Genomic DNA, 21,977 nt, shown 5'->3' with positions numbered 1-21,977 from the left:
GGTCATAAAGTATAGCAAAGTTTTCTGCCAGTTCATTCAGATTCATTCCTGGTTTAATTTCAGCAGCGACTGCCACCATTTGTTGAATCAGAGTGCGCTGAGTCAGCGATTGATTCCAATATCGTTTAAAATAACTCAAACACTGACCATAAAGCGATGGTGCAAAATTCATTTTCTTCCCTAACGTCTTAGAATTCAATTCTGCGTCTTGAATCTCCAAAGTTTGCGGGTCGAATTGAATGAGGAACCGCTGATGGTCTTCTGTAACGATTTCCGATTGCCAAACAGAATCAGAGCTCTCCAAATTCATCATAAGCTGCGCTGAAAATACTGCTGTTTTAATAACGCGATCTTTCTTTTTGTATTCGATCGTCACATCAGGAAAACCAAAAGTGATTTCAGAATTAATTAGATTGACGACAATATCTCCTTGACCCAATGTATCTGTAAAGACCCATGCCGCTTCAGTGATGTCCAGTTCATATTGATGACTAAAATCATACCAGGCTGCATTCAGGCGATCCATCACACCTTTATCATTCAGGAACTGCCGTAATAGAGTTTCTTCATTCGCTGTCGGCGTTGGCACCAACGAAGGCATCGGCACATCCGATGTCGGCTTCACGCTGCAGCCGCAAAGCAAAATCCCGATCATCATGACCGTGAGCGTTCTTGTCCAATGATGTTGTTTCTTCCTTTGCCTTCTTTCCCGGCCCATTCTTTCACCCCGTAATTCTTACATTCCTTCTTTCCCCTCATTGTAAAGGATAGAGGGGAAGGAAGGCAAGGTCTTTCATGAAATTAGAAGAATTAAAAAGTGGTTATCAGGAATGGTACAAAAAAAGACGCCCGAAAGCGTCCGAAATCCCTTTAGCAGTCTGTCTTGAGAGGTCTTTTCAACAGAGTCAATCTTACCTTTATAATCCGAAGCGCCTGGCCACCTGCGCTTTATCCAGCGCTTTGACTAACGGCAAGCCCAGAACGAAGCAGGCGATCAGCTCGCCAAAACCGACTTCCAGCGCATTGATCATAAAGCCGGTAACCAAAGCGGTTGGATAGAGAACATACGCCAATTCCGCGCCCACGATCACGGCGTTGAACAGCACTGGCATCAGCGCTGAAACGAGCGGCAGTCCTTTGACGCAGAGCTTGCGGAACTTCCAGGTCAGAAGAGCGGCCAGGAAAGTCGCCAGCGTCCCCGCCAGCACATCAAAAAAGCCTAACAAATTGACGCCCATGATCGCGCCGATCAAGTTGGTCAGAAAACAGCCCAGCGTCACGCCGGCAATCGCCTCCGGGAATAAAACCGGAAGCAGCGTCATCGCTTCCGCGATCCGGATCTGAACCGGTCCGAATGAAAGCGGCGCTAATGCCAGAGAAACGGCGGCGTACAACGCGGCGATCACCGCGCTGATACAAAAACGAATTAAAGTTTTGTTTTTCATTATCTTATTGAATTCCTTTCGTGTTTTGTTTATTGTCAGGGGATTGCGACTGACATTTCTTCTCTCAAAACGTTTACTATTATAACAGATTTTATGAACTTATAAAGAGGAAGAAAACGATTGTTTTCCCAATCGTCTGGTTAAGTAGGATTCTGGAAAAAATCATATTGATATTTGTAAGATAAACTGTCTAATCAACTTGCTAACGCTTCTTTTATAAAATCGAATCATCCGAATGAAATCAGAAGCTCTTTCTTCACATCTGAAAACACACTTCCCTAATCGTGCGATTCCGTTTTATCATTTTTTCAATTTCCACTCGCCAAAAGGACAAAAAACCGGCGAACCGGTTTTCTGATCAAATTCAAATTCTCGATTCTTCCTCGCGCGGCAGCAGCGAGTCGCTTTCCGAATACAGCATAACGCACGCCATCAACATGCCGTAAACCAGCCGGATGATCAGCTGGACGATCTGCGAGGCCCAGGCCGCGCCGATGAACCAACAGGCCGCCTCGGCGATGGCGCATAACGTGAACGCCAGCATGTAGATTTTCATGCGGAGATCCGTTTCCTTCGCTTTTTCCCGCAGCCGGCGACGGCGGAACTGCCGCCAGCACCCTTCAAACATTTTCGCAAAGCCGAACAGTTCAAAGATCCGGCATACCAGCATCAGAATGCCGCTGTACCGCAGCGGCAGACTGGCCGCCAACGACAACAGGCAGCAAATCATCGCGCCTAAAAGACCGACGCCGGAGATCAGAAACGCGCGGATTTCGCTGGCTCTGAAGCTCATCAGCATGCCTGCTGCGCACAAGCCGTAGCCGATCATATTAAAACCCCAAACCAGCCCTTCCCAAGGCAGTTTTACGATCGTCAGGGTCAGAAACATCAGGCCCCAGAAAATCAGAAGCATTCCCTTTTTCATTCGCTGCCTCCCTTCCGCGTGGTCGACAACAGGTTGAAGACGTTAAACCCTTCCTGCCGCTTGCGCTGGGTGGAAAACTGAAGATCGAACGGATTGCCTTTTTCATCTTCCAGAACCATCGTCGGGCTGAGCCGCATGGATTGCAGCGGATCGACCGTTTTGTCCTTAAAGCTGCCCTGAATCACGATCTCGCCCTGCGGCACAAGCAACCCTTTCCATTCCTCCACCGGCTTGTCGTTGATAATCAATTCCAGCACATCCAGCACATTTTCCGTGGTCGTACTGGAAATACTGGCAAAATGCAGCATTTTCGTCGCGTTTAACCGAATCGTAAAGCTTCCGTCATCCTTGGACGTCATTTCCGTAATTTCATACGGACCTTCATTTTTTTCTTTCGGCACCAGCTTCAGCTTGCCCAGCCGGATCTGTTCCTCACTGCCGTCGGTGAACGTCAGGATCGCGTCGGACAAGTCCAGCCCGCCGCTTTCCGGCCACTCCGTGTCCATCGGCGCGATGACCGCCTGCACCGTCGTCACTTCAAACGGACCGAAGCTCTGCGTCGTGCGCCCGATCACATAGACCGGAAAATCCCTGGCGACAAAGCGCATCGTTGCGACGGTTTTCGGTTCGTCCTGAGCGCTTAAATAACTGAATTCAAAGCCCATCATTTCCGCCGAACTGCTCTGATAGATCAATTCGGTATTCTGTTCGATAATCGTCAGGCTTTCCACCCGGAACACGCTGACCAGAAGCAGCAGCACCACGGCGCACAATCCCAGTATGCCGGTCAAAATCAGTAATAAACGATTGCCTTTTCGCATAAGTCAGCCCCTTTCTATCGTTGGTTTCCAATGGTATTTCACCGTTTTTTCGGCGGCGCTTTTTTTATCATGATCAGCCGGATTATTTCCTCAATTTCCTCTTGTTCCAGAATTCGATAACGGATCCAGCCGCCTTCCTCCCCGCACGGATACCGGTTTTCCCACAGAGTCCGCGCCTTTTCACTCCATGAGGACAGGCTCTCTTTCATCAACGGCACGCGCGCGTCGCCGATCTGAAGCATCACGGTGAACGCTCCCTGTTCAAAAAAGACGTAAACTAAGTGAACAGCCTTGTGACTGTACTTCACACCCCAACCGTAATCGTTGCCAAAAGGGAAGCGGAGTTCTTTGCGCAGATCGTAAAGATCCGCAAGCCGTGTTTCCAACAGGTTCAGATAAGCACAAGCTTTCATGCCCAGCGTATTTTGAATTTCCAGAGTGGAGGGACGATGCCCGCCGTCCAGCATGCGTTCATACATTTCATCCGCCTCCTGTCTTCCTTATTGGTCATCAGTCCTTTCCTGCGACAGGAAACACCAATTTCCGATTGGCTTTATTATCTCATTGAATGCTTTCAGATTCAATGAAGGAGCGGTGAACAGTTTGGGACTTTTTGTCTAATTTCATTGAAATATTTCAATTTTACAAATTTCAATCATTTTCCCAGTCAATTTTCAGAGGACTTTTCAAATACGGGACGCAATTCGTGATAAAATAAATAAAATCGCAGGAGGAATATCCATGAAATGTCAGGAAGCCGCATCCTTATTAAAGAAGAATATCGAACAGATCATGGTCGGCAGCGAACAGAGCTGCGACCTGATCATGATGAGTTTATTAGCCGGAGGCCACATTCTGTTAGAAGACGTGCCCGGCACCGGAAAGACGACGCTGGCCAAAGCAGTCGCCCAATCGCTGAACCTCTCGTTTAAGCGGGTTCAGTTTACCCCGGATCTGATGCCGTCCGATTTGATCGGCATTCAGTTCTACAATCAGGCCAAAGGGGAATTCGAATTCCGGCCGGGTCCGTTATTTACCCAGCTTGTGCTGGCGGACGAGATCAACCGCGCCGCCCCGCGCACCCAGTCAAGCTTATTGGAAGCGATGGAAGAACACCAGATCAGCGTGGAGGGTACAACCTATCCGCTGCCGGAGCCGTTCTTTGTCATCGCAACGCAGAACCCGATTGAAAATCAGGGAACCTTCCCGCTGCCGGAAGCGCAGATCGACCGGTTTATGATTCGCATTCATCCCGGCTATCCTTCGCCGCAGGAGGAACAGCGAATGCTGAAAAATCTCAGCGCTCAGGCAGCCGCGCCGCAGCTCTCGCCGGTGCTCGACGGAAAACAGCTGCTTACATTGCGCAGTGAGGTCGACGCAGTTCAGATCCATGACGAGCTGTTGGCGTATGCGCTGCAGGTCGTAGGCAGAACGCGGGCGCATGAGCGGATTCAATTAGGCGTCAGTCCCCGCGGAGCGCTGGCGTGGGTGCGCTGCGCGAAAGCGACGGCCGCGATCCAGGGGCGCGATTATGTGCTGCCGGATGATTTGAAAGCCTGTGCCCAGCCGGTGCTGGCGCATCGTTTGATTCTGGGCGGATTAAGCCTCGGATCGGACCGACAGGCAGAAGCCGTGCTGGCGCAGATTCTGGAAGAGATCCCGGTTCCGGTTGAAAAGTTTCAGGGTTGATTCCCCATGACATTGTTGTTCATCTTCGTCCTCGGTCTGTTTCTCGCCCAGCTGGGACGCTATGATTTTGAACGCCGCGGCGCTCGGGAGTTAACGGTCACGCTGCTCAGCGACGTCAGCCGGCTGGAACCGGGACAGACGCTGACGCTGACGGTGATTCTGGAGAATAAAAAGCGGATGAGCGTGCCGCATGCCGCGGTGCGGATCACTTTTCCCGCGATTCTGGAATGCGAGGAAACCGATCTGTCCCTGACCGGCGAAAGCGCGACGAATGCGTTTGTCCTGCATACGACCCTGAGTGGACGCCAGAAGAAAACCCGCACGCTGCAATTCACTGCGAAACAGCGTGGGGCTGGCGAATTCCGGGCCGCAACGACGCTTTCCGATTATCTGAATCTGACCCAGCTGGACGGTCCGCAGGCTGCGCCGCGTTTATGCGTCGTCCATCCCCTGCGGCAATTCCCGGCGGCGCTGGATGCCAGTCCGTGTGGTCTTCAGGGGCAGCAGTCAGTACGCCGCTGGCTCTATCCGGATCCGATCTTTTATACCGGCGTGCGTCCCTACCAGCCGCAGGACAGCTTCCGCGATATCGACTGGCGGGCGACGGCGCGGTATCAATCGTTTTATGTCAAAGAATACGATCATACCTCCGATCCGGCATTTTCGATTTTCTTAATCCTGCAGTCGATTCAGAATCTGTTTGCGGATGATGCAGAATTTATGGAAAGCGCGGTGCAGTTCGCGGCCGCCGTACTGGACCAGAGCCAGCGCCAACAGCTGTCTGCAGCGCTGGTCACCAATGCCGTCGTGCGCTTTACCGTCGCAGATACCTCGGCGTGCGATACCAGTCTGAACCATACGGTCAGCTGTCTGGATCTGTTAGCTTGTGCCGCACCCTATCCGCTGGGTGAACCGACGCGGTTATTTCAGCGATATCCACAGCTGTTGGATGCCTCGCATCATTGCCTGTTCATTCTCAATTCATTGACGGACGCCATCCGCGAATGGGTGATGAAACTCTGCGCCCAGGGCACGGCCGTCACGCTGGTCTGCTGGACGCTGCCCGATCCCAGGACACTGCCGGCGCGTTGTCAGGCGCTGCCGCTGCGGAAGGTGGGAACAAAATGAAACGGTGCTTTCCTTATCTGATCGCCTTCCAACAGGTTCTGTGCGGATTGTGGATCATGCTTGTCTTGGCGCAGGCGTTTCTGTCCGGAATGCTTTTCCTGCCGGGATGTGTCCTGTTCTTCATCCTGCAATGGAGCCTGTCGCTGCTTTCCAACAAGAAAAAACCAGCGCTGCGCTCTGGCCTGTTGTGGCTGAACATCGTGATCTTTGCGCTTCTGCTTCCCTTGCAGAAAAATATTCCGGCGATTGCGTTAACCGCCGTCGGATTGATTCTGGAAACCGGCCTGATCCTGACGCTGGAAAATTTCCGGGATTGTTCCTGGGGACGGTTGGGGATCGGCGGCTTAATCCTGATCCTCATCAATACGGTCAGCGCCAGTCCGGACCTGATCCGCAGCTCGTTGTTGCTGGCACTGGCGGCGTTATGCCTGCGCGTGCAGTCTCAACTATTCAATCCGGCTGATCCGGCATCCCTGTCCCAGCTCGATCCCGATCAGGAAAAACTGTTGCTCAAGATGGCTGGAATTCAGCTTGCGGCCACGTTGGCGATCGGGCCGCTGAGCGCTTTGATTCTTGCCGCCGCTGAGGGAGCAGGCCAGGTGCTGACCTGGATTTTAAGCCGTCTGATCGAAATTTTCGCGTTTGTCTTCTCGGCGATCATCCTGTCGCTGCAAAGTCTGATCCGCTGGATTCTGGCGCATCAAACGGGAACAGAAGTCACGATGCAGCCGCCCCAGAGCGAAGCAACGATCACGCAGAACCCAGAATCCGCAATGACGACTTCGCCGCTTTTCAATGGAATTCTGACTTTGATCCTCATCATCGCCGCCGGGCTTCTGCTTTTTCTCTTACTTCGCTGGTTCATCCGCTTAATCCGGAAAACGCATTCCCCTTCTCTGGAAGGCAACTTCCGCAGTGAAAAAATCGCGGTCTCCGCGCTGGAACCCCGGCCGACACTGCGTCAGCGTCTGCATTCCTGGCTGCATCCGGAAGCACTTTCGCCCGTAAGAAAACAATATAAAGAAGCGGTTGAGGAGCGAATTCGGAAAGGACATCCGTTCGCCCCTTCTGCGACGCCATGGGAATATTGGCAGGAAGTTCAGGACGAAGAACCGGACGATCAGTTCAAAAAACTGACGCACGCTTATAATGAAGAACGTTATCGTCCTTAACGGCTTGTAACATTAAGGATTTGAACATCCGTTGTCTGGATGGAAAGCGAGGGATTCCCGTTTTGGATTTCCCTCGTTTTTCTTTTAAAGCACAGCTTCCCTGTCCCCTTTTATTTTACTTCCGGTACTGTCTGGTGCTGCGAAGAAGTCAAAGTTATTCCGCGGTTTATCTCCCGATGGGAATTACGCATCTTCCAATACCGTTCAACAGGAGCATTGCACGACGCTCTCGCAAGCCCGGACGGTTACGACAAAACCGCAAAACCGAATTTCCAATAAGACGAATTCTGCCGAAATTTCTTCTTTAACCCACTGCCGCCGGCGACGACAGGTTCATCCCCGCTTACTGACTGCCGGATTCAGGAAAAAAAGAAAAAAAGATAGAACAGAGCATAACCTGCCGTTCTATCTTAGACATCATTTTTAGACATCATTCAGATTTTGCGGTTTTCGCCCGCCGGGTCTTTGGCTTGGACAAAGCGTCACAGGTCGCTCGGACGATCTGTGCCAGTCTTTCCCGATCATCCAGATCTTCCATCAAAAAACTTTCCTTCGCGCCCGGATAAGCTGGCGCTTTGGGACAATCCGGCATCCTGGCCGCCACCTCCGGCGTGATTTTAATGAACAGCTGATCGTCGCAGATCACCGCAAAGAACACCTGATCGCAATACAGGCCAACCTCCCCGAACATCCGTTTCCAGGTAATTGTGCCGGCCAAAGCCAGCTGATCGCTCACATACCTGACAAATTCCAATGTCGAAGCCATTGTCAGAAACAGGCAATGTTGCTATCGGTACGGGATTCTGTCCCGCCGATCAACGTGCCGTTCTCCATTCTGAGAATCATCTGTCCCCTGCCGAAAACGCCGGGATCCAGACAAACCTCGATCCGGTGTCCCCGCTTCTGCAGCGCCTTCGCTAAAGCGGTCGGGAAGTGCGGTTCGACGAGAATCCGGTTATCCCGTTCCCACAGCCAGCGCGGCGCATCCAGCGCCATCTGCGGATTGAGATGAAAGTCGATCAGGTTCATTGCCACCTGGACATGCCCCTGCGGCTGCATATAGCCGCCCATGACGCCGAACGGTCCGACTGCTTTCCCCTCTTTCATCAAAAATCCCGGAATGATCGTGTGATACGTCCGCTTGCGCGGCTCTAAATAATTGGCATGCTTGTCATCCAGCGAGAAATCATGACCCCGGTTCTGCAAGGAAATGCCGGTGCCCTCAACGACGATGCCGCTGCCGAAGCCCATATAATTACTCTGTATATAGGACACCATGTTGCCTTCCTCATCCGCCGTGCATAAATACACCGTTCCGCTCTGCGGCAGCTCGCTGATCTGTGGATCCTGCGCAATGTCCGTGATCTGAGCGGCGCGCAGACGTCCCAGCTGCGGATCAAGCAGGTGTTCCGTTTTCACCTTCATTGCCTTCGGATCTGTAATATAGAACAAGCCATCCTTGAACGCCATCTTCATTGCTTCCAGCTGACGGTGAACCGTTTCCACGTGCAGCTTCTCATGAAATTGGAATTCTTTCAGAATATTCAGCGCCATCAGAGCGACGATCCCCTGCCCATTCGGCGGAATTTCACAGATTTCATAGCCGCGGTAATTCAGCCGGATCGGAGTGACCCATTCATTTTCAAACGCTTCCAGATCCGCTTTGCGGAGGTACCCGCCATATTTGCGGCTGCAGGCGTCGATCTGATCGGCAAGCGGGCCATGGTAAAAGCTGTCCGCCTGCGTGCGGCCGATTTCTTTTAATGTTTCCGCATGATTTTTCAAGGTGATCACATCCCCCGCCTGCGGCGCTTGTCCCTGCGGAGCGAACGTCGCAAACCATTCGTCAAACTCCGGTTTCCCGGCAAATTCTTTTTTGTACTTGTCAAAAGCCGCCTGCCAGTAATGCGCTAAAACCGGGGAACATGGATAGCCTTCTTGGGCATAGCGGATCGCCGGGGCCAGGCATTGCGCCAGCGTCAGCTTTCCAAAGCGCTCGTTCAGGCTTTTCCAGGCTTTGACCGCGCCCGGCACCGTGACCGGCGTCCAGCCGAAGGTCGGCATCGTCGAATGACCCTGAGCTTTGACCTGTTCAGCACTGATCGCCTGCGGTGCAAAGCCGGAAGAATTCAGCCCGATCAATTCTCCTTTATGCCAGACGATCGCAAACGCGTCGCTGCCCAGTCCGTTGGCCGTCGGTTCCACGACCGTCAGGGCAGCCGCCGTCGCCACCGCCGCGTCGATCGCATTGCCGCCTTGCCGCAGCATTTCCAAGCCGGCTGCCGACGCCAGCGCCGATCCGGTACAGACCATCCCTCTGTGCGCCATCACCGAATAGCGGTTGGATGAAAACGGTTGATCAAAACAGTCGAAATTCATCATTGTTCTTCCTCCAATAAAGCTTGTAATTTCAGCGTCATCGCGATCGTTTTCCCGTCGATGATCTCACCGCGCATCACCTGATCGACGACGTCCTTTAACGGCACCTTTACGCAGTTCAGGAATTCATCTTCATCCAGATGCGTACCGACAAAGGTCAGTCCCTTTGCCCAATACATCTGTATTGTTTCTTCGAGATACGCGCCGGTCGGCACCATCTCGCCCATAAACTCAAAGGTTTCAGCGGTATAGCCGGTTTCTTCCTGCAGTTCCCGCTTCGCGGTGACTAACGGATCCTCGCCAGGTTCTCGTTTGCCTGCCGGGACTTCGCGCATGATCCGCTGTTGGGCATAGCGGAATTGATCGACGAGAAGCAGCTCATTCTGATCGGTCAGCGCTGCGATCGCCACGCCGCCGGGATGTTCAACGACCTCACGGATCGTTTCCGTCCCGTCGGGCAAGGTAACTTCATCATGCCGCACATGAATCAGCCGTCCGGTAAAAACCCGTTTTTGTGAATTGGTTTGTTCAATCAGTTTCATTATTCCCCCCTGTTTTCCGTTTCCCGTCTCCATGACTTTGGAGCGTCCTGACGGAATTCCTTTTCAGGCTCTGATTTAGTTATAGAGAGATTTCATGGAAAAATCAAGATGAAAATCGACTTCCTCAACATTCGTGCAATCATCTTGCTTCACCTGACTTTCCAGAGGTTTATAATTAAAGGAGAAAAGGAAGAAGGAATGCGTCATGAAAACGACAGGCATCGTTTTAACGATCCTCTCTGCTCTCTTGTTTGCCATCTCGCCGGTTTTCGTCAGTTGGACTTATGATTGGGGCAATAATCCGCTGACCATGGTCATGTTCCGTAATTTGTTTGTGCTTCCGGTTTTGTTCGTTCTGATGCGGCGCAGCCGGGTTTCGGTTAAGCTGCCGCGGGATCAGTTTCTCGCCCTGTTGTTCGTCGCAACAATGGGATCCTGTCTTACGCCGCTGCTTTTATACAGCAGTTATTCCTATATCGGCGTCGGCGCCGGCACCACGCTGCATTTTTTCTACCCGCTGTTCGTCGCTTTGTTCTGCCGTTTTTTCTATCACGAGAAATTGGGCAAAATTAAAGTTCTGTCGTTAATCCTGGCCTTGACCGGCACATTCTTTTTCATGGATTTCAGTAATCTCACAAATTTAGCCGGCGTGATCATGGCGCTGACTTCCGGCATGACTTATGCCTTTTATATGGTGCTGTTGGAAAAGAAAGGTTTATCCCGGCTGAATCCCTTCTTGTGTTCTTTTTGGCTGGCTTTGTTTGCGGCCTGTGATTTGTTTGTGGTCGGCTCTTTCACCGGCTCGCTTTGTACCCAACAGCCGGTGATTTCTTATCTGACCATGATTGTGATTGCCTTGATGACTTCTTTTTTAGCCGTTGTGCTGCTTCAGAAAGGAATCGAGGCCTTAGGTTCTTCAACCGCCTCCATTTTCTGCTTGTTTGAGCCGATCGGCAGTGTAATCTGCGGAGCCTTGTTTTTGCATGAGGAATTATCCTGGGCCAAGATCATAGGTTGTCTGATCATTATTCTTGCGGTTGTCCTGTTGATCCTGGCGGGACGGAAAAAGCCAGACTTGTCCAACTAAGACTCGAAATAATGGCTATGGGCAATTTCCTGCATTGTCTTAATGGCATCTTCATAACTCATATAAGTGTCTTCAAATTTGAATAATGGTTCAGTCAAAAAAATAAGATATTACTAAACAGTATTTAGCAATACCTTATTTTGTCAGATAATTCAAAAATAATGATTCTGCATTGAATTCGTGTTCATAAACTCAGTTCATCCTCTTTAATCCCAGTTTTCTTATTGATGTCATTTCGCTTTTTCTTCAAACTGGTATAATGAAAAAGATAGATTCATAAGCGTAAAACTAAAGCTTAAACAGGGGTGAACAATCTTTTTTTAATATTCATCACTTAGCAGGAAATCCGCAATGTGCATGGTTTTGATTCCTTCATAATTGCCGCCCGCAAATGCGTCTGTACGCAACACATACTTAGGATAATTATCACGAATGTCAAGCAGCCTGCCGTATTCGCGTTTTTCGGTTTCAGGAGAGCCGATCGCCTGAGTCACTTGAATATACAGCTTGTTTTCCTGCTTAACCGCAACGAAATCAATTTCAGCATTGTCCAGTTTTCCAACGTATACTTCATATCCCCGGCGCCGCAGCTCAAGATAAATGATGTTTTCCAACATAGCCGCCGCACTATCTGCGGAATATCCGAGTTCACTGTAACGCAGAGTCGGATCAGCCAGATAGTATTTCTCCTGTGTTTTCAAAATCTCCTTGCCCTGGACATCAAAGCGGGAACAGCGATGGAGGATATAAGCGTTTTCCAGCTTGCTGAGATAGTTATAAACCGTTTCGTTATCAATCGCCCGATTTTCACTTTTCAGATATTTAGAAATGGAAGCCGCAGAGAAGGTCCGGCCAACATTGTCAAAAGCAAACTTCACTATACGCTCCAGCTGGTCCACCTTGCGGATTTGATTGCGTCTTACAATATCGGTAAAAATGGTGGAATTATAAATATCCTTAGCAATGGTATAGACCTCATCCAGAGTGTATTTTTGTAAATGAACTGCCGGGAAGCCTCCCAACCGCAGATAATTGGCCAGTTCTGTGTGAGGATCAAGAACCTCGGTGTATTCTTTACGGAAGGTCATATATTCAAAAAAGGATAACGGGTATATGCGAAATGCGATATAACGGCCGGTCAGATAGGTGGATATTTCAGAGGACATCATTCTGGAATTTGAGCCGGTTACATAAATATCGACATCATATCCAGTCATAAGCGAATTTACAACTTTTTCCCACGATTCTACTTCCTGAATCTCATCCAAAAAAAGGTAGGTCTTGCCATTCAAAAACAAACGCTGCTTCAAGTGCGCAAACAATGCCGAAGCGCTCTTTAGATCCTCATATTCCAAAGAATCAAAGCTATAATGCAATATTTGCTCGTTACGGATACCCCGTTCTTTCATTTTATTGATCAGCATTTTCAAAATAGTTGATTTTCCGCTGCGGCGGATTCCAGTCAGGATTTTCACAAACGGTGTATTCACATAGGCTATGATCTTATCAACATAAATGGGTCTGTTTATCATAAAAGTCACCTCCCGATAAGAATAGGATATCGCATTTTATCAAATGTTTATCAGGTTATAACCGCAAATTTAATATATAATCCACAATAAATTAGTGTTTAATCTGAAAAAGAATAAACCAAGCTATAAACTCATTATGAATCAAAAGCAATGAATGGAGCCTGCTATTGCTTTTGTGATTGGAAATAAAATTAAATTGTTCCAATGAGAGTGGAATTACCTTTTCACTTTGTGATGAAATAAATTTATTGATGACACAAGACGAATTTACAATATCCTTGGACCCTGTTATTTAGCGTTAAGTTATTTTGATTGAATCCGTGTTCACAAACCCAGTTTATCCTCTTTGATCCCAGTTTTCTTATTTTTGCGGTTTCGCTTTTTCTTCAAACTGGTATAATGAAAAAGATAGATTCATAAGCGGAAAGCTAAAGATTAAACAGGGGTGAACAGTTTGAAAAAAGGTGTAAAAATAGGATTGATAATCATCGCCGTGATCCTGGTTATTGGCGGATGCAGCTATGCCGCAGCGAACTTAGCCATGGATTCAATGCTTAACAAAATGGAACATGCCGAGAAAATCGAAAATGATGATGCGGAAATCGCACCCGAGGTTAGTGAAGCTGTAAAAGAGCGGAATATCGTGAATATCGCTTTGTTTGGTGCCGACAACAGTCAAGGGCCCACCGGCACGGACGAAGACCGCAGTGATGCAATGAAAATCGTTTCGCTGGATTTCGATAACAAGAAATTAAAAATCACATCCAAGAACGTGACATTGTTGTCTGGATACCAGGTAAGCATCAGAAATACGGTCATTTTAACTGGGCTTATTGGTTTGGCGGAGCTACGCTGGCAGTGCAGACCTTGAATTATAACTTAGACCTGGACATCACCCAATATGTGACTTTCAGCTTTAATGCTGTGGAAAAGCTCGTTGATTTGATCGGCGGTGTTGATATTGATTTAACCGCCAAGGAAGTCGGTGCTTTGCGCGGTCAAACCAAAAACAGTGTGCATACTGGTGTAAACACATTAAATGGATACGATGCCATGATGTATTGCCGGCAGCGTTACATCGACAGTGACTTTGTCCGGATGGACCGGCAGAACAATGTCATCAACGCGATCATCGCCAAGCTGAAACACAAGAATATCTTGGAGCTGATGGAGATCGTTAACGATATGCTTCCCTATATCACGACAAATTTAACCAATTCCGATATTAAAGATTATCTGGTTTCCTTATTGAGCTTTGATCTGGGCAACATTGAAACCTACAAGGAGCCTAGCGGTGAATATGATGACATCATGCGGTGTCCGGGTCTGGGCGGTTATCTGGTACGCAGTTACAGTGACATGGTATCCCATTTGCATGCCAACATTTATGATAATCCGGACTACAAGCCAAGCCAGACAGTCATGGATAACGAAGCAAAAACTTATAAAACCTATGGGAAATTCAAGAAATAAAAGAAGTACTGATTTAATAAAGAAACAAAGAGAGAGGGAATCATCATGCCGGGGATGGGGACTTTAATGAACGCAATGGCAGTCATTGGCGGTGGTCTTTTTGGACTGGCTTTCCGCAAAGGTCTGCCCCAACGGTTTCAAGATACGCTGTTGCAGGCACTGGGATTATCAACTATTTTTATTGGAATCGCGGGGGCTTTGGAAAAAATGATTGTAATTCAGGAAGAAATGATAAGCACGCGGGGAACAATGCTTGCGGTGATCTCTTTGGCATTGGGTGCCTTGCTGGGTGAATGGATAGACATAGAATCCCGCTTTGAACGATTTGGAAAATGGCTGAAAAAGAAAACCGGAAGCGAACAGGATACGCGCTTTATGGAAGGCTTTATTACCGCTTCCCTGACCATCTGCATTGGTGCCATGGCCATCGTCGGTGCCTTGCAGGATGGTTTATCCGCAGATCCGTCACTATTGATGACCAAGGCCGTGCTTGACTGCCTGATCATCATGATCTTCACCTCGGCTTTTGGCAAGGGTGCAATCTTTTCAGTTATTCCATTGCTTTTGTTTCAGGGTTCTATCACACTGCTGGCGCAGTTTATCGCTCCTTTTCTGAGTGGTGCCATGATTGCCAATCTGTCCATGGTCGGCTCTATGCTGATCTTCTGTGTGGGTGTTAATCTGATGTTTAACACCAAGATCAAGGTTGCCAATCTGCTTCCGGCATTATTGTTTGCCTTGTTGCTGACATAATCGTTCGCAAACGAAGGACAGGCTTATCATCATTTACTTTAGAATTGTTCAATAGTTCGTGATGAATCGTTATTGAAATCGCGATATTATCACGATAAAAATGGACTAGAATAGATCGGAGACCTGTGCATGAATATTATTGAAAACCACCCTATGACAAAATCTTAATTCCACTCAGCGAAGAATTAAACCGTGATCTGATCCGTCAAAACGACGGAATCACCTTTGATAAAATGCGAGCACTGAATCAGGATTTAACATTTCATTACACCCAGGATTATTTTTACAATCGCCATATCCCATTGAAAACTGAAAATATGAAATCTCTCGGTCTTATTGATGTTGATGGCTTTTACACCAACACTGCCCTTCTTTTATCAGATCAATGCGAACACAGTGTAAAATGTGCGGTATTTGAAGGCACAGGGAAAACACGTTTCAAAACAAGAAAAGAATTTACTGGATCCTTGTTAAAACAACTGGAAGAGGCTTATGAATACATCAGTTTATTTAACAATGTTCATGCTGACTTTATTGGGCTGGAGCGAATTGAATCTTTTGATTATCCGAAATATGCTATGCGAGAGGCTTTGTTAAATACACTCGTTCACAGAGATTACAACTACTCAGCCAGCACAATTATCAATGTATTTACGGATCGGATGGAATTTGTATCACTGGGCGGATTAGTAAAAGGGCTAACCCTTGATGACATTCTGCGCGGTGTTTCCCAATCCCGCAATATGCTGCTTGCCAATATCTTTTATCGCCTAAAATTAATCGAGAGTTTCGGAACCGGAATTCAAAGAATTTTAGAAAGTTATCAGGATGGAAAGCGACAACCTGAGTTTTTGCCGGGACCCTCTTCCTTCATCACAATTCTTCCGAATCAGAATGAAGAACAAGAATATGAAACTGACAAAGCTTCGTCAAGTCCAGAAGAAAAACTACTGGCATTCTTATCAAAGAAGAAAGAAATTACACGGTCTGATGTTGAAAAGCTGTTAAATTGCTCTGCATTCCCCGCCAGAAAAATTCTGAATTCCCTTATCGCTAAAAATGAAATCAGCGTACAAGGCCATGCCCGTTCCACCAAATATGTTTTAAACAAAAAGAAATAACCCTTATAAACTTGCTCTTCAATCACACTCTTCCATCAAGAATGTCAAAAGAAATTTTTACTCTATTTAAAAATGAAAACCTATCCGCAAAGCGATGCTCAGAGGATAGGTTTTGTCGTTGATTCAGCTTGTTTTTGACGGTTATAGGATTCCGTCTTATAAGCAATTTTTGCTTTAAAACGGGCAAACAGCGGATGCTTGTTCCACCGGTGAAGATCCTCAGCCGCCCGGTAGGCGATCCATTGAAACAAGGGCAGAAAAGCCAGCGGTGTCAGCGCTTCATCGAGCTTCCGGTGAATGGAGAACGTCGTGGATTCACCATCATCCGGATTCAGACGGATTAAAACAGTACGTGAGGTTACCTGCCTTGTGGCTTCAGCTATGACTTGAATCCTTGAGGTTGTTTCATCGCCGGGATCCAGAATAAATACAGTGTAATTCGGTGTTAATTGCAAGTTAGGGCCATGCAGATATTCCTCGCTTTCATAGGCAGCCGTGGGAATGCCGGTCGTTTCACCAATTTTCAATGCCCCCTCCAGCGCTATGCCATAACAAGTCCCGGCCCCGATGACATATGCTTGATCCATTGAGGTGACCAACGCGTAATTGTTTTCAATCCAGGTTTCACCAGCACAAACAGCTTCGGCATGAGCTTCAATCGCTTCCCTCATTTGTGCTTCATAAGTTTGAAGCTGGGATAACGTCAGGTGCTGCTGTTCTTCGGCCATCCGCAGCGCAAACAACCAGAGAAATAAAATCAGGGAAACAACCCCTTGGGTCACATAACCGATGCACTCTTCACCGACACCCCAATCGATCACCTGATCCGCTTCCTGTTGGAAATCACTGTGCGGATTGCCCGTGATGCCAATCGCCTGACGGCCCGACCTTTTAATCAAGCGGAGAGCTTCAATCGCGTTGGTGCTGCATCCGCTTTGCGACAAGACAGCACACAAGCCGACATCTTCCAGTGAATTTTCGTAGTGGACAAACGTGAATGGCGTAACGACCCGGACACTCTGCTTCATCACTTTTTCCATCCACCGCTTAGCACAGATACAGCTGTTGTAACTTGAGCCAGAGGCAATCAACAAAATTTGACCTTTTGGCGCTTTACGCCAGGCTTGAAGCAGCGGTTCAGTCAGTTCACGGCGGCGATCAAAATTCGCTCTCAGAACCGCGTTGCTGGAAAGAATATAAGTCTGCATTGTAGGTTTCATAATTCTTCTCCTTATTATAATAGGATGAGCTTTAAGATTTCCCGAGTTCTGCCGTAAAGCAGCGAAGGAAATCAACCTGTGATTTCCTTCGTCTTTACCCTCTCAAGAAGTTCCTTTAACCGGCTGATTGGCGCATGGGCCTGGGACTGGTCAAAGTTGAAGCGGGTATCCCGCTTTGCCAGCACGAACATCCCGGCGGCACGGGCTGCGGTGATCCCCACCGTTGAATCTTCAACAGCCAGACAGGCAGAACACGGAACATGGAGCATCTGTGCCGTATGACAGTAGATTTGTGGGTCCGGCTTGCTTTTTACAAACTGTTCTCCGGAGACAATCGCGTCAAACTCGTCTGTCAGATGACATTGCTTCAACATCTGGTCAATCGCGGCTCTTGGTGAAGAGGAAGCCAGTGCCGTCTTGATTTTTAAGGCATGCAGCTGATTCAGTACGGGGAGGACGTCCTGATCCAGCACCTCATCATAACGGACGGGCTGTCCCTTCCAATAAGCACGATATTTCGCCTGCAGCTGGGAAACCGTAATTTCTTCAGGCCAGTGGGAAAGCGCCCATTCCCAAGTCATCTGTGATGACCACCCCACCGTTTTCCGATAAGCCTTCTGATCCAGCGCTACGCCATGTTCCTGCATAAACCGCAGAAACCGCTGCATATAGACCGGTTCACTGTCCACCAGCACCCCGTCCATATCAAAGATCACTGCCTGCATGGTATTAATAATCAAACTGACGATAGTAGCGGCGGAAAGCCAGCGAATGACCGGTGTGATGTTCCCAATGGGCGGCTAAGCGGCCAGTCGTGATCGTTTCCAGCACCATCGGGCTGCAAATATCCGCAAACTTCTCATCGACACCCGGAATCTTGTAATCCGCCAGATCGATGATCACTTTCTTCTCAGCATATTGATTTAAGAACTTTTCAACCCGTTCATCCAGCGGACGGCAGGCATCCACGCCTTTGACCAGGATCACCAGGGTATCCTCATCGACCAACTCCAGCGAACCATGGAAGAACTCTGGCGACGAAACCGCCTTGGTCCGCTTCCACTGCATCTCTTCCAGAATGCACATCGTGAACATGTAGACATCGCCCCAAATCGTGCCGGAACCCACCCACATCTGATACTCTTCCTTGTGATACTGCTTGGCAATCTTCGCGGCGACCGGTTCAAATTTTTCCTTAACCAACACTAAGCCTTCATGGACATGTTCCATTTCCTGGACAAACTGTGCGTAATCCGGAAATTCCCCGCGCAGTTCAGCCAGCTTCAGCAGGATATAATAGAAGCTCAGGTAGGTGTTTTCAACGCCGCTGGAATCCAGCAGGCAGACGTGATCCGCAATCGCGGCCAGCGGGGTATCCGCCTTGGTGATCGCCACGGTTTCAATCCCGCGTTCCTTGCACCAGTTGACCACAGCCACTGTTTCTTTGGTATCGCCTGACTTGCTTCCGGTGATCACAATCGAATTGCGGCTCAGCTGTTTGTTTCCTTCCAGCATCAGCTCGGCGGCATTCACACAGTAAACCGGGATGGAGGAATGATTTTCGACAACTTTCTTCATTGAGGTAAACTCCGCGGTCGTTCCGCCGACTCCGGTCAGAAAGAGGTTGTCATAACCTCTTTGATGCAGCTGCTCAGCGATCGCTTCCAGCTCCGGCCGTTTTGAATTGACCAGGGCTCCCATCTTGAGGTATTCATCTTTTTCAAATTTGTACAGGTTCATGATGATTAAATTCTCCTTCCTTTACTCACTTTGTGAGTTCTTTTTTCTTTTTATGAGTTTTTGTTTCTTTTAAACCTTACGCCAGAAAGCCAAAGAACGCTCCGACAATGCCCACACCCATCAACAGAAACGTCATCGGCAGCGGCTTCATGCCTTTTTTCAGCAGCCAATATACAATACCGAACAGACACATCGGGACCAGACCCGGCACGATGCCATCCAGAATACCTTGCAGTGCCGTTGCGGTTTCGCCGACACCAATCGTGACATTCAGTGTGACATACACCATTTCCGCCGTCATGGCGCCAGCCACGATCAAGCCGACAATCGAAGCTCCGTAGGTCAATAGCTGCATCGCTCCGGATTTTTCCACCTTCTGCAAAAAGTCCGTGCCCAGGTTATAGCCCCAGAAGGTACACAGATAACGCAGGACAAAGTGCGGGACATTGAAGATCAACAGGTACAGGATGGGTCCGAGAATGTTGCCCTGCAAGGCCAGCGATGTACCCACCCCGGTTGCCAATATCCGCAGCGTACCCCAGAAGAAGCTGTCGCCGATCCCGGCCAGCGGTCCCATCAAAGCGGTCTTGACCGTTGACACCGAGGTCTTGTCAAAGTGTTCCGGATCCTTGGCGTTTAACTCTTCCATCGCGGCGCTGATGCCCAGAGGCAGGGTGATGATAAACGGGGTTGTGTTGTAGAATTCCATATGCCGCACCATCGCGTCAGACAGGTCTTCTTCTTTGTATAATTTTTTCAGCACCGGAAGCAGGGCGTAACAATAGCCCAGGTGCATCTGCCGTTCATAGTTCCAGGTAAATTCCATCGGAATGGAACGCCAGAACACTTTCATCAGATCTTTTTTTGTGATTTTGGTTTCCTGAATCTCCATCGGTTTAGAAGTCATCGAGTTCCACCTCCTGCTGAACTTGTTTTCGTTCTGTTTTCGCTTCAATCTGAACCAGCACGACCGCCAGAATCACCGCAAAGATTGCGCAGCCGGTTGTTGAGATGCCGAAGTATTGGACAACGAAGAAGCCCATGAAGAAGAACACCGCCACGCGTTTGTTCATGATCATCTGTGCCAGCATCGCAAAGCCCAGGGCTGGAATCAGACCACCGGAAATATTGATGCCGGTCTGAACGAATTCCGGAATGTGGTTGAGCGCCGCGGTGACCGCATCGGAACCAAAGTAGAAGGCCAGCGGAACAATCGGAAGAAACAAGAGCTTGGAGGCAAAACCGGTTACCCAGTACATCCATTCAAATTTCTTCGGATCGCCTTTTTCGGCATATTTGTCGCATTTGTGCATCAGGTACAAGCCGATCGGCGTGCCCAGTGAACTGATGGCCAGCATCACCGTGGCGATCGGATAACCCAGAGCCAGAGCGGTTTCTGCCCCGGCTCCGGCTTTGATCGCAAAGGCGGTGCCAAGAATCGTTCCGGAAACCATGTCCGGCGGAATATAGGCGCCAATGGAAACCGCCCCGACGAAGGCCAGTTCCAGCGTCCCGCCGATGATGATTCCCTGGGTGATGTCCCCCATGATCCAGCCTGTCAGCATGCCCAGAATAATCGGGCGGTTGATCAGACTGGTACCAAAGAGCGTGTGGCAGCGGGCCAGCAGTGTGATCAATGTGATCAGTAAAGTCTGTGTTATCAGCATACATTCTCCTTTTCTACAGAATGGTCTGTGCGTTGATTTTCTTTTCGGATGGAATCATCTGGATCTCGAGTTCAATGTTTTCACGAAGACACAGCCGAAGCAAGGCTTCCTCTTCTTCAGTGACATAAATGGCCTTGGACAATTTCTTTTTGTCCGGTGCGGATTTTGTGCCTCCGAGATTGATCTGATTCAGATGCGCCGCCTGGGCGATTTTTACCGCTCCGGCAATCGTATCGGTGACGATAAACAGTTTGTATTTGTCCGTAACGCCGGACTGAATCGCCTGGATGGAATCCTCGATGTTTTTGACAACCAGCTTGATGCCAGAGGGCCGGGCCAGTTTGACCGACGTCATCCGCAGTTCATCCTGAAGCAGGGAATCACTGGCGAGAAGAATGCAGTCAGCGGACAGATGGGACGTCCAGGAAAAGGCAACCTGGCCGTGAAGCAAGCGGTGATCGACACGCAAGAGCTTGATCATTTCATCTTCTCCTTTTAAAATTCATCGGTATCCCCGGCTGAAGGCAGCGGGTCATTGCAGAAGAGAATACCCTGGCGGGCTTCCTCCACACAGCGGCGGACCAGCGTTTCTGCCGGTTCCTCCTTTGGGGCCAGGATCAAGCTGAGCCCCAGCAAGAGATTCATGCCTGTGACCAGATAGGTTTTGGGCCTGTGGGTTAAATCTAGCAGCTCGTTGTTGACGCTGCCGCCGAACAGATCGGTAACGAGGATCACTTCATCTTCCGGATCGATCTGGTTCAGATCATTCAGGATCTGATCTTTGAAATGAACGTCGCTGGCTTGGGTATAAGCACTGTACACTTTGAGATGGGGCTGAACTCCGGCAATCAATTCGACTGCGCTGAGCATGCCTTTCGCGAAGTCGGCGTGAGAAGCTAATAGAATATGTCTCACAATCACTCTCCTCCTTGTCAATTCCTAAGCGCGCTTCAAGTGGTTTCTTTACTAATCCACCTTATGATTTTATTATACCAATTATCATATGCTTTGCAAGCGTTTTCTTTAGTATTTTTTTTACAGCGTCCTTCATTGTTGTTTTACAGCACAAAAAAACGGTTCTATAAATTTTGGTGTTGGTGGAAACCAACGCCTTTTTTTCTTGAGCATAAAAAAAGAGACATAGGTAAGAATTTCCGTTACAATAAAATCACCACAAATTACAGAAAGGAAATCTCACTATGTCCATTACTCATTCTATCGTATCTGTTCTCAATTTAAAAGACCCTCATCTTCATTTCTCTGAGGATTGTGTCTCTTCTCAG

Annotated in this window: 24 protein-coding genes; 8 read left to right on the top strand and 16 right to left on the bottom strand. The window is 48.7% G+C overall.

The features are described from left to right. The 5 genes from AC5OW4_RS08455 to AC5OW4_RS08435 form a co-directional block, all read right to left on the bottom strand. Positions 1 to 718: hypothetical protein (locus AC5OW4_RS08455; protein WP_493676872.1), on the bottom strand; the 718-nt coding region annotated here is incomplete at its 3' end. A 199-nt stretch (positions 719 to 917) separates the two neighbouring features. After that, entirely contained in the window at positions 918 to 1,445 is a 528-nt protein-coding gene (locus tag AC5OW4_RS08450; RefSeq protein WP_493676870.1) for a QueT transporter family protein, read from the bottom strand. Between the two features lie 364 nt (positions 1,446 to 1,809). Beyond that, positions 1,810 to 2,370 carry a hypothetical protein gene (locus tag AC5OW4_RS08445; RefSeq protein WP_072685282.1) on the bottom strand — a complete coding sequence of 187 codons (561 nt, stop codon included), beginning with the start codon at positions 2,368 to 2,370 and terminating at the stop codon, positions 1,810 to 1,812. Next, positions 2,367 to 3,191 (bottom strand): hypothetical protein, encoded by an 825-nt coding sequence (locus AC5OW4_RS08440; RefSeq protein WP_072685281.1) that lies wholly within the window; start codon positions 3,189 to 3,191, stop codon positions 2,367 to 2,369. The genes AC5OW4_RS08445 and AC5OW4_RS08440 overlap by 4 nt, the downstream gene beginning before the upstream one ends. A 38-nt stretch (positions 3,192 to 3,229) precedes the next feature. Beyond that, positions 3,230 to 3,670 (bottom strand): DUF3788 family protein, encoded by a 441-nt coding sequence (locus AC5OW4_RS08435; protein WP_195397202.1) that lies wholly within the window; start codon positions 3,668 to 3,670, stop codon positions 3,230 to 3,232. Positions 3,671 to 3,824: 154 nt separating this feature from the next. Between AC5OW4_RS08435 and AC5OW4_RS08430 the strand changes: the two genes are divergently transcribed. Genes AC5OW4_RS08430 through AC5OW4_RS08420 form a run of 3 tightly spaced genes read left to right on the top strand, consistent with a single transcriptional unit; the run spans position 3,825 to position 7,180 of the window. Continuing rightward, positions 3,825 to 4,880, top strand: coding sequence for an AAA family ATPase (locus AC5OW4_RS08430; protein WP_308560092.1), 1,056 nt, complete (start codon positions 3,825 to 3,827; stop codon positions 4,878 to 4,880). 6 nt (positions 4,881 to 4,886) lie between these two features. After that, a complete protein-coding gene (locus tag AC5OW4_RS08425; RefSeq protein WP_493676869.1) occupies positions 4,887 to 6,008 on the top strand; it encodes a DUF58 domain-containing protein in 1,122 nt (373 codons plus the stop codon). Next, entirely contained in the window at positions 6,005 to 7,180 is a 1,176-nt protein-coding gene (locus AC5OW4_RS08420; RefSeq protein WP_493676868.1) for a DUF4129 domain-containing protein, read from the top strand. Before AC5OW4_RS08425 ends, AC5OW4_RS08420 begins: the two co-directional genes overlap by 4 nt. A gap of 430 nt (positions 7,181 to 7,610) precedes the next feature. On the opposite strand, the gene AC5OW4_RS08415 is transcribed toward AC5OW4_RS08420, so the two are convergent. The 3 genes from AC5OW4_RS08415 to AC5OW4_RS08405 are packed head-to-tail and all read right to left on the bottom strand — an operon-like array spanning position 7,611 to position 10,101. After that, positions 7,611 to 7,946 (bottom strand): TfoX/Sxy family protein, encoded by a 336-nt coding sequence (locus AC5OW4_RS08415; protein ID WP_493676867.1) that lies wholly within the window; start codon positions 7,944 to 7,946, stop codon positions 7,611 to 7,613. A gap of 2 nt (positions 7,947 to 7,948) precedes the next feature. Beyond that, positions 7,949 to 9,562 carry a gamma-glutamyltransferase family protein gene (locus tag AC5OW4_RS08410; protein ID WP_493676866.1) on the bottom strand — a complete coding sequence of 538 codons (1,614 nt, stop codon included), beginning with the start codon at positions 9,560 to 9,562 and terminating at the stop codon, positions 7,949 to 7,951. Then, a complete protein-coding gene (locus AC5OW4_RS08405; protein ID WP_072685274.1) occupies positions 9,559 to 10,101 on the bottom strand; it encodes an NUDIX domain-containing protein in 543 nt (180 codons plus the stop codon). Before AC5OW4_RS08405 ends, AC5OW4_RS08410 begins: the two co-directional genes overlap by 4 nt. 205 nt (positions 10,102 to 10,306) lie before the next feature. Here AC5OW4_RS08405 and AC5OW4_RS08400 point away from each other — a divergent pair, with 205 nt between their 5' ends. Then, positions 10,307 to 11,188, top strand: coding sequence for a DMT family transporter (locus tag AC5OW4_RS08400; RefSeq protein WP_295767605.1), 882 nt, complete (start codon positions 10,307 to 10,309; stop codon positions 11,186 to 11,188). 320 nt (positions 11,189 to 11,508) lie between these two features. On the opposite strand, the gene AC5OW4_RS08395 is transcribed toward AC5OW4_RS08400, so the two are convergent. Continuing rightward, complete coding sequence (locus AC5OW4_RS08395) at positions 11,509 to 12,720, bottom strand: ATP-binding protein (RefSeq protein ID WP_295767606.1); 1,212 nt, start codon at positions 12,718 to 12,720, stop codon at positions 11,509 to 11,511. 454 nt (positions 12,721 to 13,174) lie between these two features. Between AC5OW4_RS08395 and AC5OW4_RS08390 the strand changes: the two genes are divergently transcribed. From AC5OW4_RS08390 to AC5OW4_RS08375, 4 genes are all read left to right on the top strand, one after another. After that, entirely contained in the window at positions 13,175 to 13,591 is a 417-nt protein-coding gene (locus AC5OW4_RS08390) for an LCP family glycopolymer transferase (protein WP_295767608.1), read from the top strand. Beyond that, positions 13,483 to 14,193, top strand: a complete 711-nt coding sequence (locus tag AC5OW4_RS08385) for an LCP family protein (RefSeq protein WP_493676873.1) — start codon at positions 13,483 to 13,485, stop codon at positions 14,191 to 14,193. The genes AC5OW4_RS08390 and AC5OW4_RS08385 overlap by 109 nt, the downstream gene beginning before the upstream one ends. Positions 14,194 to 14,259: 66 nt before the next feature. Next, positions 14,260 to 14,946: a DUF554 domain-containing protein gene (locus AC5OW4_RS08380; RefSeq protein ID WP_295767609.1), complete on the top strand. Its 687-nt coding sequence runs from the start codon at positions 14,260 to 14,262 to the stop codon at positions 14,944 to 14,946. A 233-nt stretch (positions 14,947 to 15,179) separates the two neighbouring features. Beyond that, entirely contained in the window at positions 15,180 to 16,067 is an 888-nt protein-coding gene (locus tag AC5OW4_RS08375; protein WP_295767610.1) for an ATP-binding protein, read from the top strand. Between the two features lie 98 nt (positions 16,068 to 16,165). Here the strand turns inward: AC5OW4_RS08375 and AC5OW4_RS08370 are convergent, their stop codons facing one another. The 7 genes from AC5OW4_RS08370 to AC5OW4_RS08340 form a co-directional block, all read right to left on the bottom strand. After that, entirely contained in the window at positions 16,166 to 17,287 is a 1,122-nt protein-coding gene (locus AC5OW4_RS08370) for an SIS domain-containing protein (protein WP_295767611.1), read from the bottom strand. A gap of 71 nt (positions 17,288 to 17,358) precedes the next feature. Next, the gene (locus tag AC5OW4_RS08365) at positions 17,359 to 18,012 is read right to left on the bottom strand and encodes an HAD family hydrolase (RefSeq protein ID WP_295767613.1); all 654 of its coding nucleotides are present in this window, start codon (positions 18,010 to 18,012) and stop codon (positions 17,359 to 17,361) included. A 4-nt stretch (positions 18,013 to 18,016) separates the two neighbouring features. Then, positions 18,017 to 19,027, bottom strand: coding sequence for an SIS domain-containing protein (locus AC5OW4_RS08360; RefSeq protein ID WP_295767615.1), 1,011 nt, complete (start codon positions 19,025 to 19,027; stop codon positions 18,017 to 18,019). A 76-nt stretch (positions 19,028 to 19,103) separates the two neighbouring features. Continuing rightward, positions 19,104 to 19,934: a PTS system mannose/fructose/sorbose family transporter subunit IID gene (locus tag AC5OW4_RS08355; RefSeq protein WP_295767617.1), complete on the bottom strand. Its 831-nt coding sequence runs from the start codon at positions 19,932 to 19,934 to the stop codon at positions 19,104 to 19,106. Next, positions 19,924 to 20,694, bottom strand: a complete 771-nt coding sequence (locus AC5OW4_RS08350) for a PTS mannose/fructose/sorbose/N-acetylgalactosamine transporter subunit IIC (RefSeq protein ID WP_295767619.1) — start codon at positions 20,692 to 20,694, stop codon at positions 19,924 to 19,926. Before AC5OW4_RS08350 ends, AC5OW4_RS08355 begins: the two co-directional genes overlap by 11 nt. Before the next feature lie 13 nt (positions 20,695 to 20,707). Then, positions 20,708 to 21,175, bottom strand: coding sequence for a PTS sugar transporter subunit IIB (locus AC5OW4_RS08345; protein ID WP_295767621.1), 468 nt, complete (start codon positions 21,173 to 21,175; stop codon positions 20,708 to 20,710). 14 nt (positions 21,176 to 21,189) lie between these two features. Continuing rightward, positions 21,190 to 21,609: a PTS sugar transporter subunit IIA gene (locus AC5OW4_RS08340; protein ID WP_295767623.1), complete on the bottom strand. Its 420-nt coding sequence runs from the start codon at positions 21,607 to 21,609 to the stop codon at positions 21,190 to 21,192. Between the last annotated feature and the right edge of the window lie 368 nt (positions 21,610 to 21,977).

The sequence above is a fragment of the Holdemania sp. genome (genome assembly GCF_986127675.1).
This window is presented reverse-complemented; position numbering and strand designations above follow the sequence as displayed.

What these genes read in the sequence shown, in the direction of transcription:
- AC5OW4_RS08375 (WP_295767610.1), top strand. Translation starts at nt 15,180, where the DNA reads ATGCGAGCACTGAATCAGGATTTAACATTTCATTACACCCAGGATTAT.
- AC5OW4_RS08405 (WP_072685274.1), bottom strand. Translation starts at nt 10,101, where the DNA reads ATGAAACTGATTGAACAAACCAATTCACAAAAACGGGTTTTTACCGGA.
- AC5OW4_RS08350 (WP_295767619.1), bottom strand. Translation starts at nt 20,694, where the DNA reads ATGCTGATAACACAGACTTTACTGATCACATTGATCACACTGCTGGCC.
- AC5OW4_RS08360 (WP_295767615.1), bottom strand. Translation starts at nt 19,027, where the DNA reads ATGAACCTGTACAAATTTGAAAAAGATGAATACCTCAAGATGGGAGCC.
- AC5OW4_RS08400 (WP_295767605.1), top strand. Translation starts at nt 10,307, where the DNA reads ATGAAAACGACAGGCATCGTTTTAACGATCCTCTCTGCTCTCTTGTTT.
- AC5OW4_RS08370 (WP_295767611.1), bottom strand. Translation starts at nt 17,287, where the DNA reads ATGAAACCTACAATGCAGACTTATATTCTTTCCAGCAACGCGGTTCTG.
- AC5OW4_RS08425 (WP_493676869.1), top strand. Translation starts at nt 4,887, where the DNA reads ATGACATTGTTGTTCATCTTCGTCCTCGGTCTGTTTCTCGCCCAGCTG.
- AC5OW4_RS08410 (WP_493676866.1), bottom strand. Translation starts at nt 9,562, where the DNA reads ATGATGAATTTCGACTGTTTTGATCAACCGTTTTCATCCAACCGCTAT.
- AC5OW4_RS08345 (WP_295767621.1), bottom strand. Translation starts at nt 21,175, where the DNA reads ATGATCAAGCTCTTGCGTGTCGATCACCGCTTGCTTCACGGCCAGGTT.
- AC5OW4_RS08355 (WP_295767617.1), bottom strand. Translation starts at nt 19,934, where the DNA reads ATGACTTCTAAACCGATGGAGATTCAGGAAACCAAAATCACAAAAAAA.
- AC5OW4_RS08450 (WP_493676870.1), bottom strand. Translation starts at nt 1,445, where the DNA reads ATGAAAAACAAAACTTTAATTCGTTTTTGTATCAGCGCGGTGATCGCC.
- AC5OW4_RS08415 (WP_493676867.1), bottom strand. Translation starts at nt 7,946, where the DNA reads ATGGCTTCGACATTGGAATTTGTCAGGTATGTGAGCGATCAGCTGGCT.
- AC5OW4_RS08440 (WP_072685281.1), bottom strand. Translation starts at nt 3,191, where the DNA reads ATGCGAAAAGGCAATCGTTTATTACTGATTTTGACCGGCATACTGGGA.
- AC5OW4_RS08420 (WP_493676868.1), top strand. Translation starts at nt 6,005, where the DNA reads ATGAAACGGTGCTTTCCTTATCTGATCGCCTTCCAACAGGTTCTGTGC.
- AC5OW4_RS08445 (WP_072685282.1), bottom strand. Translation starts at nt 2,370, where the DNA reads ATGAAAAAGGGAATGCTTCTGATTTTCTGGGGCCTGATGTTTCTGACC.
- AC5OW4_RS08380 (WP_295767609.1), top strand. Translation starts at nt 14,260, where the DNA reads ATGAACGCAATGGCAGTCATTGGCGGTGGTCTTTTTGGACTGGCTTTC.
- AC5OW4_RS08395 (WP_295767606.1), bottom strand. Translation starts at nt 12,720, where the DNA reads ATGATAAACAGACCCATTTATGTTGATAAGATCATAGCCTATGTGAAT.
- AC5OW4_RS08365 (WP_295767613.1), bottom strand. Translation starts at nt 18,012, where the DNA reads ATGCAGGCAGTGATCTTTGATATGGACGGGGTGCTGGTGGACAGTGAA.
- AC5OW4_RS08435 (WP_195397202.1), bottom strand. Translation starts at nt 3,670, where the DNA reads ATGTATGAACGCATGCTGGACGGCGGGCATCGTCCCTCCACTCTGGAA.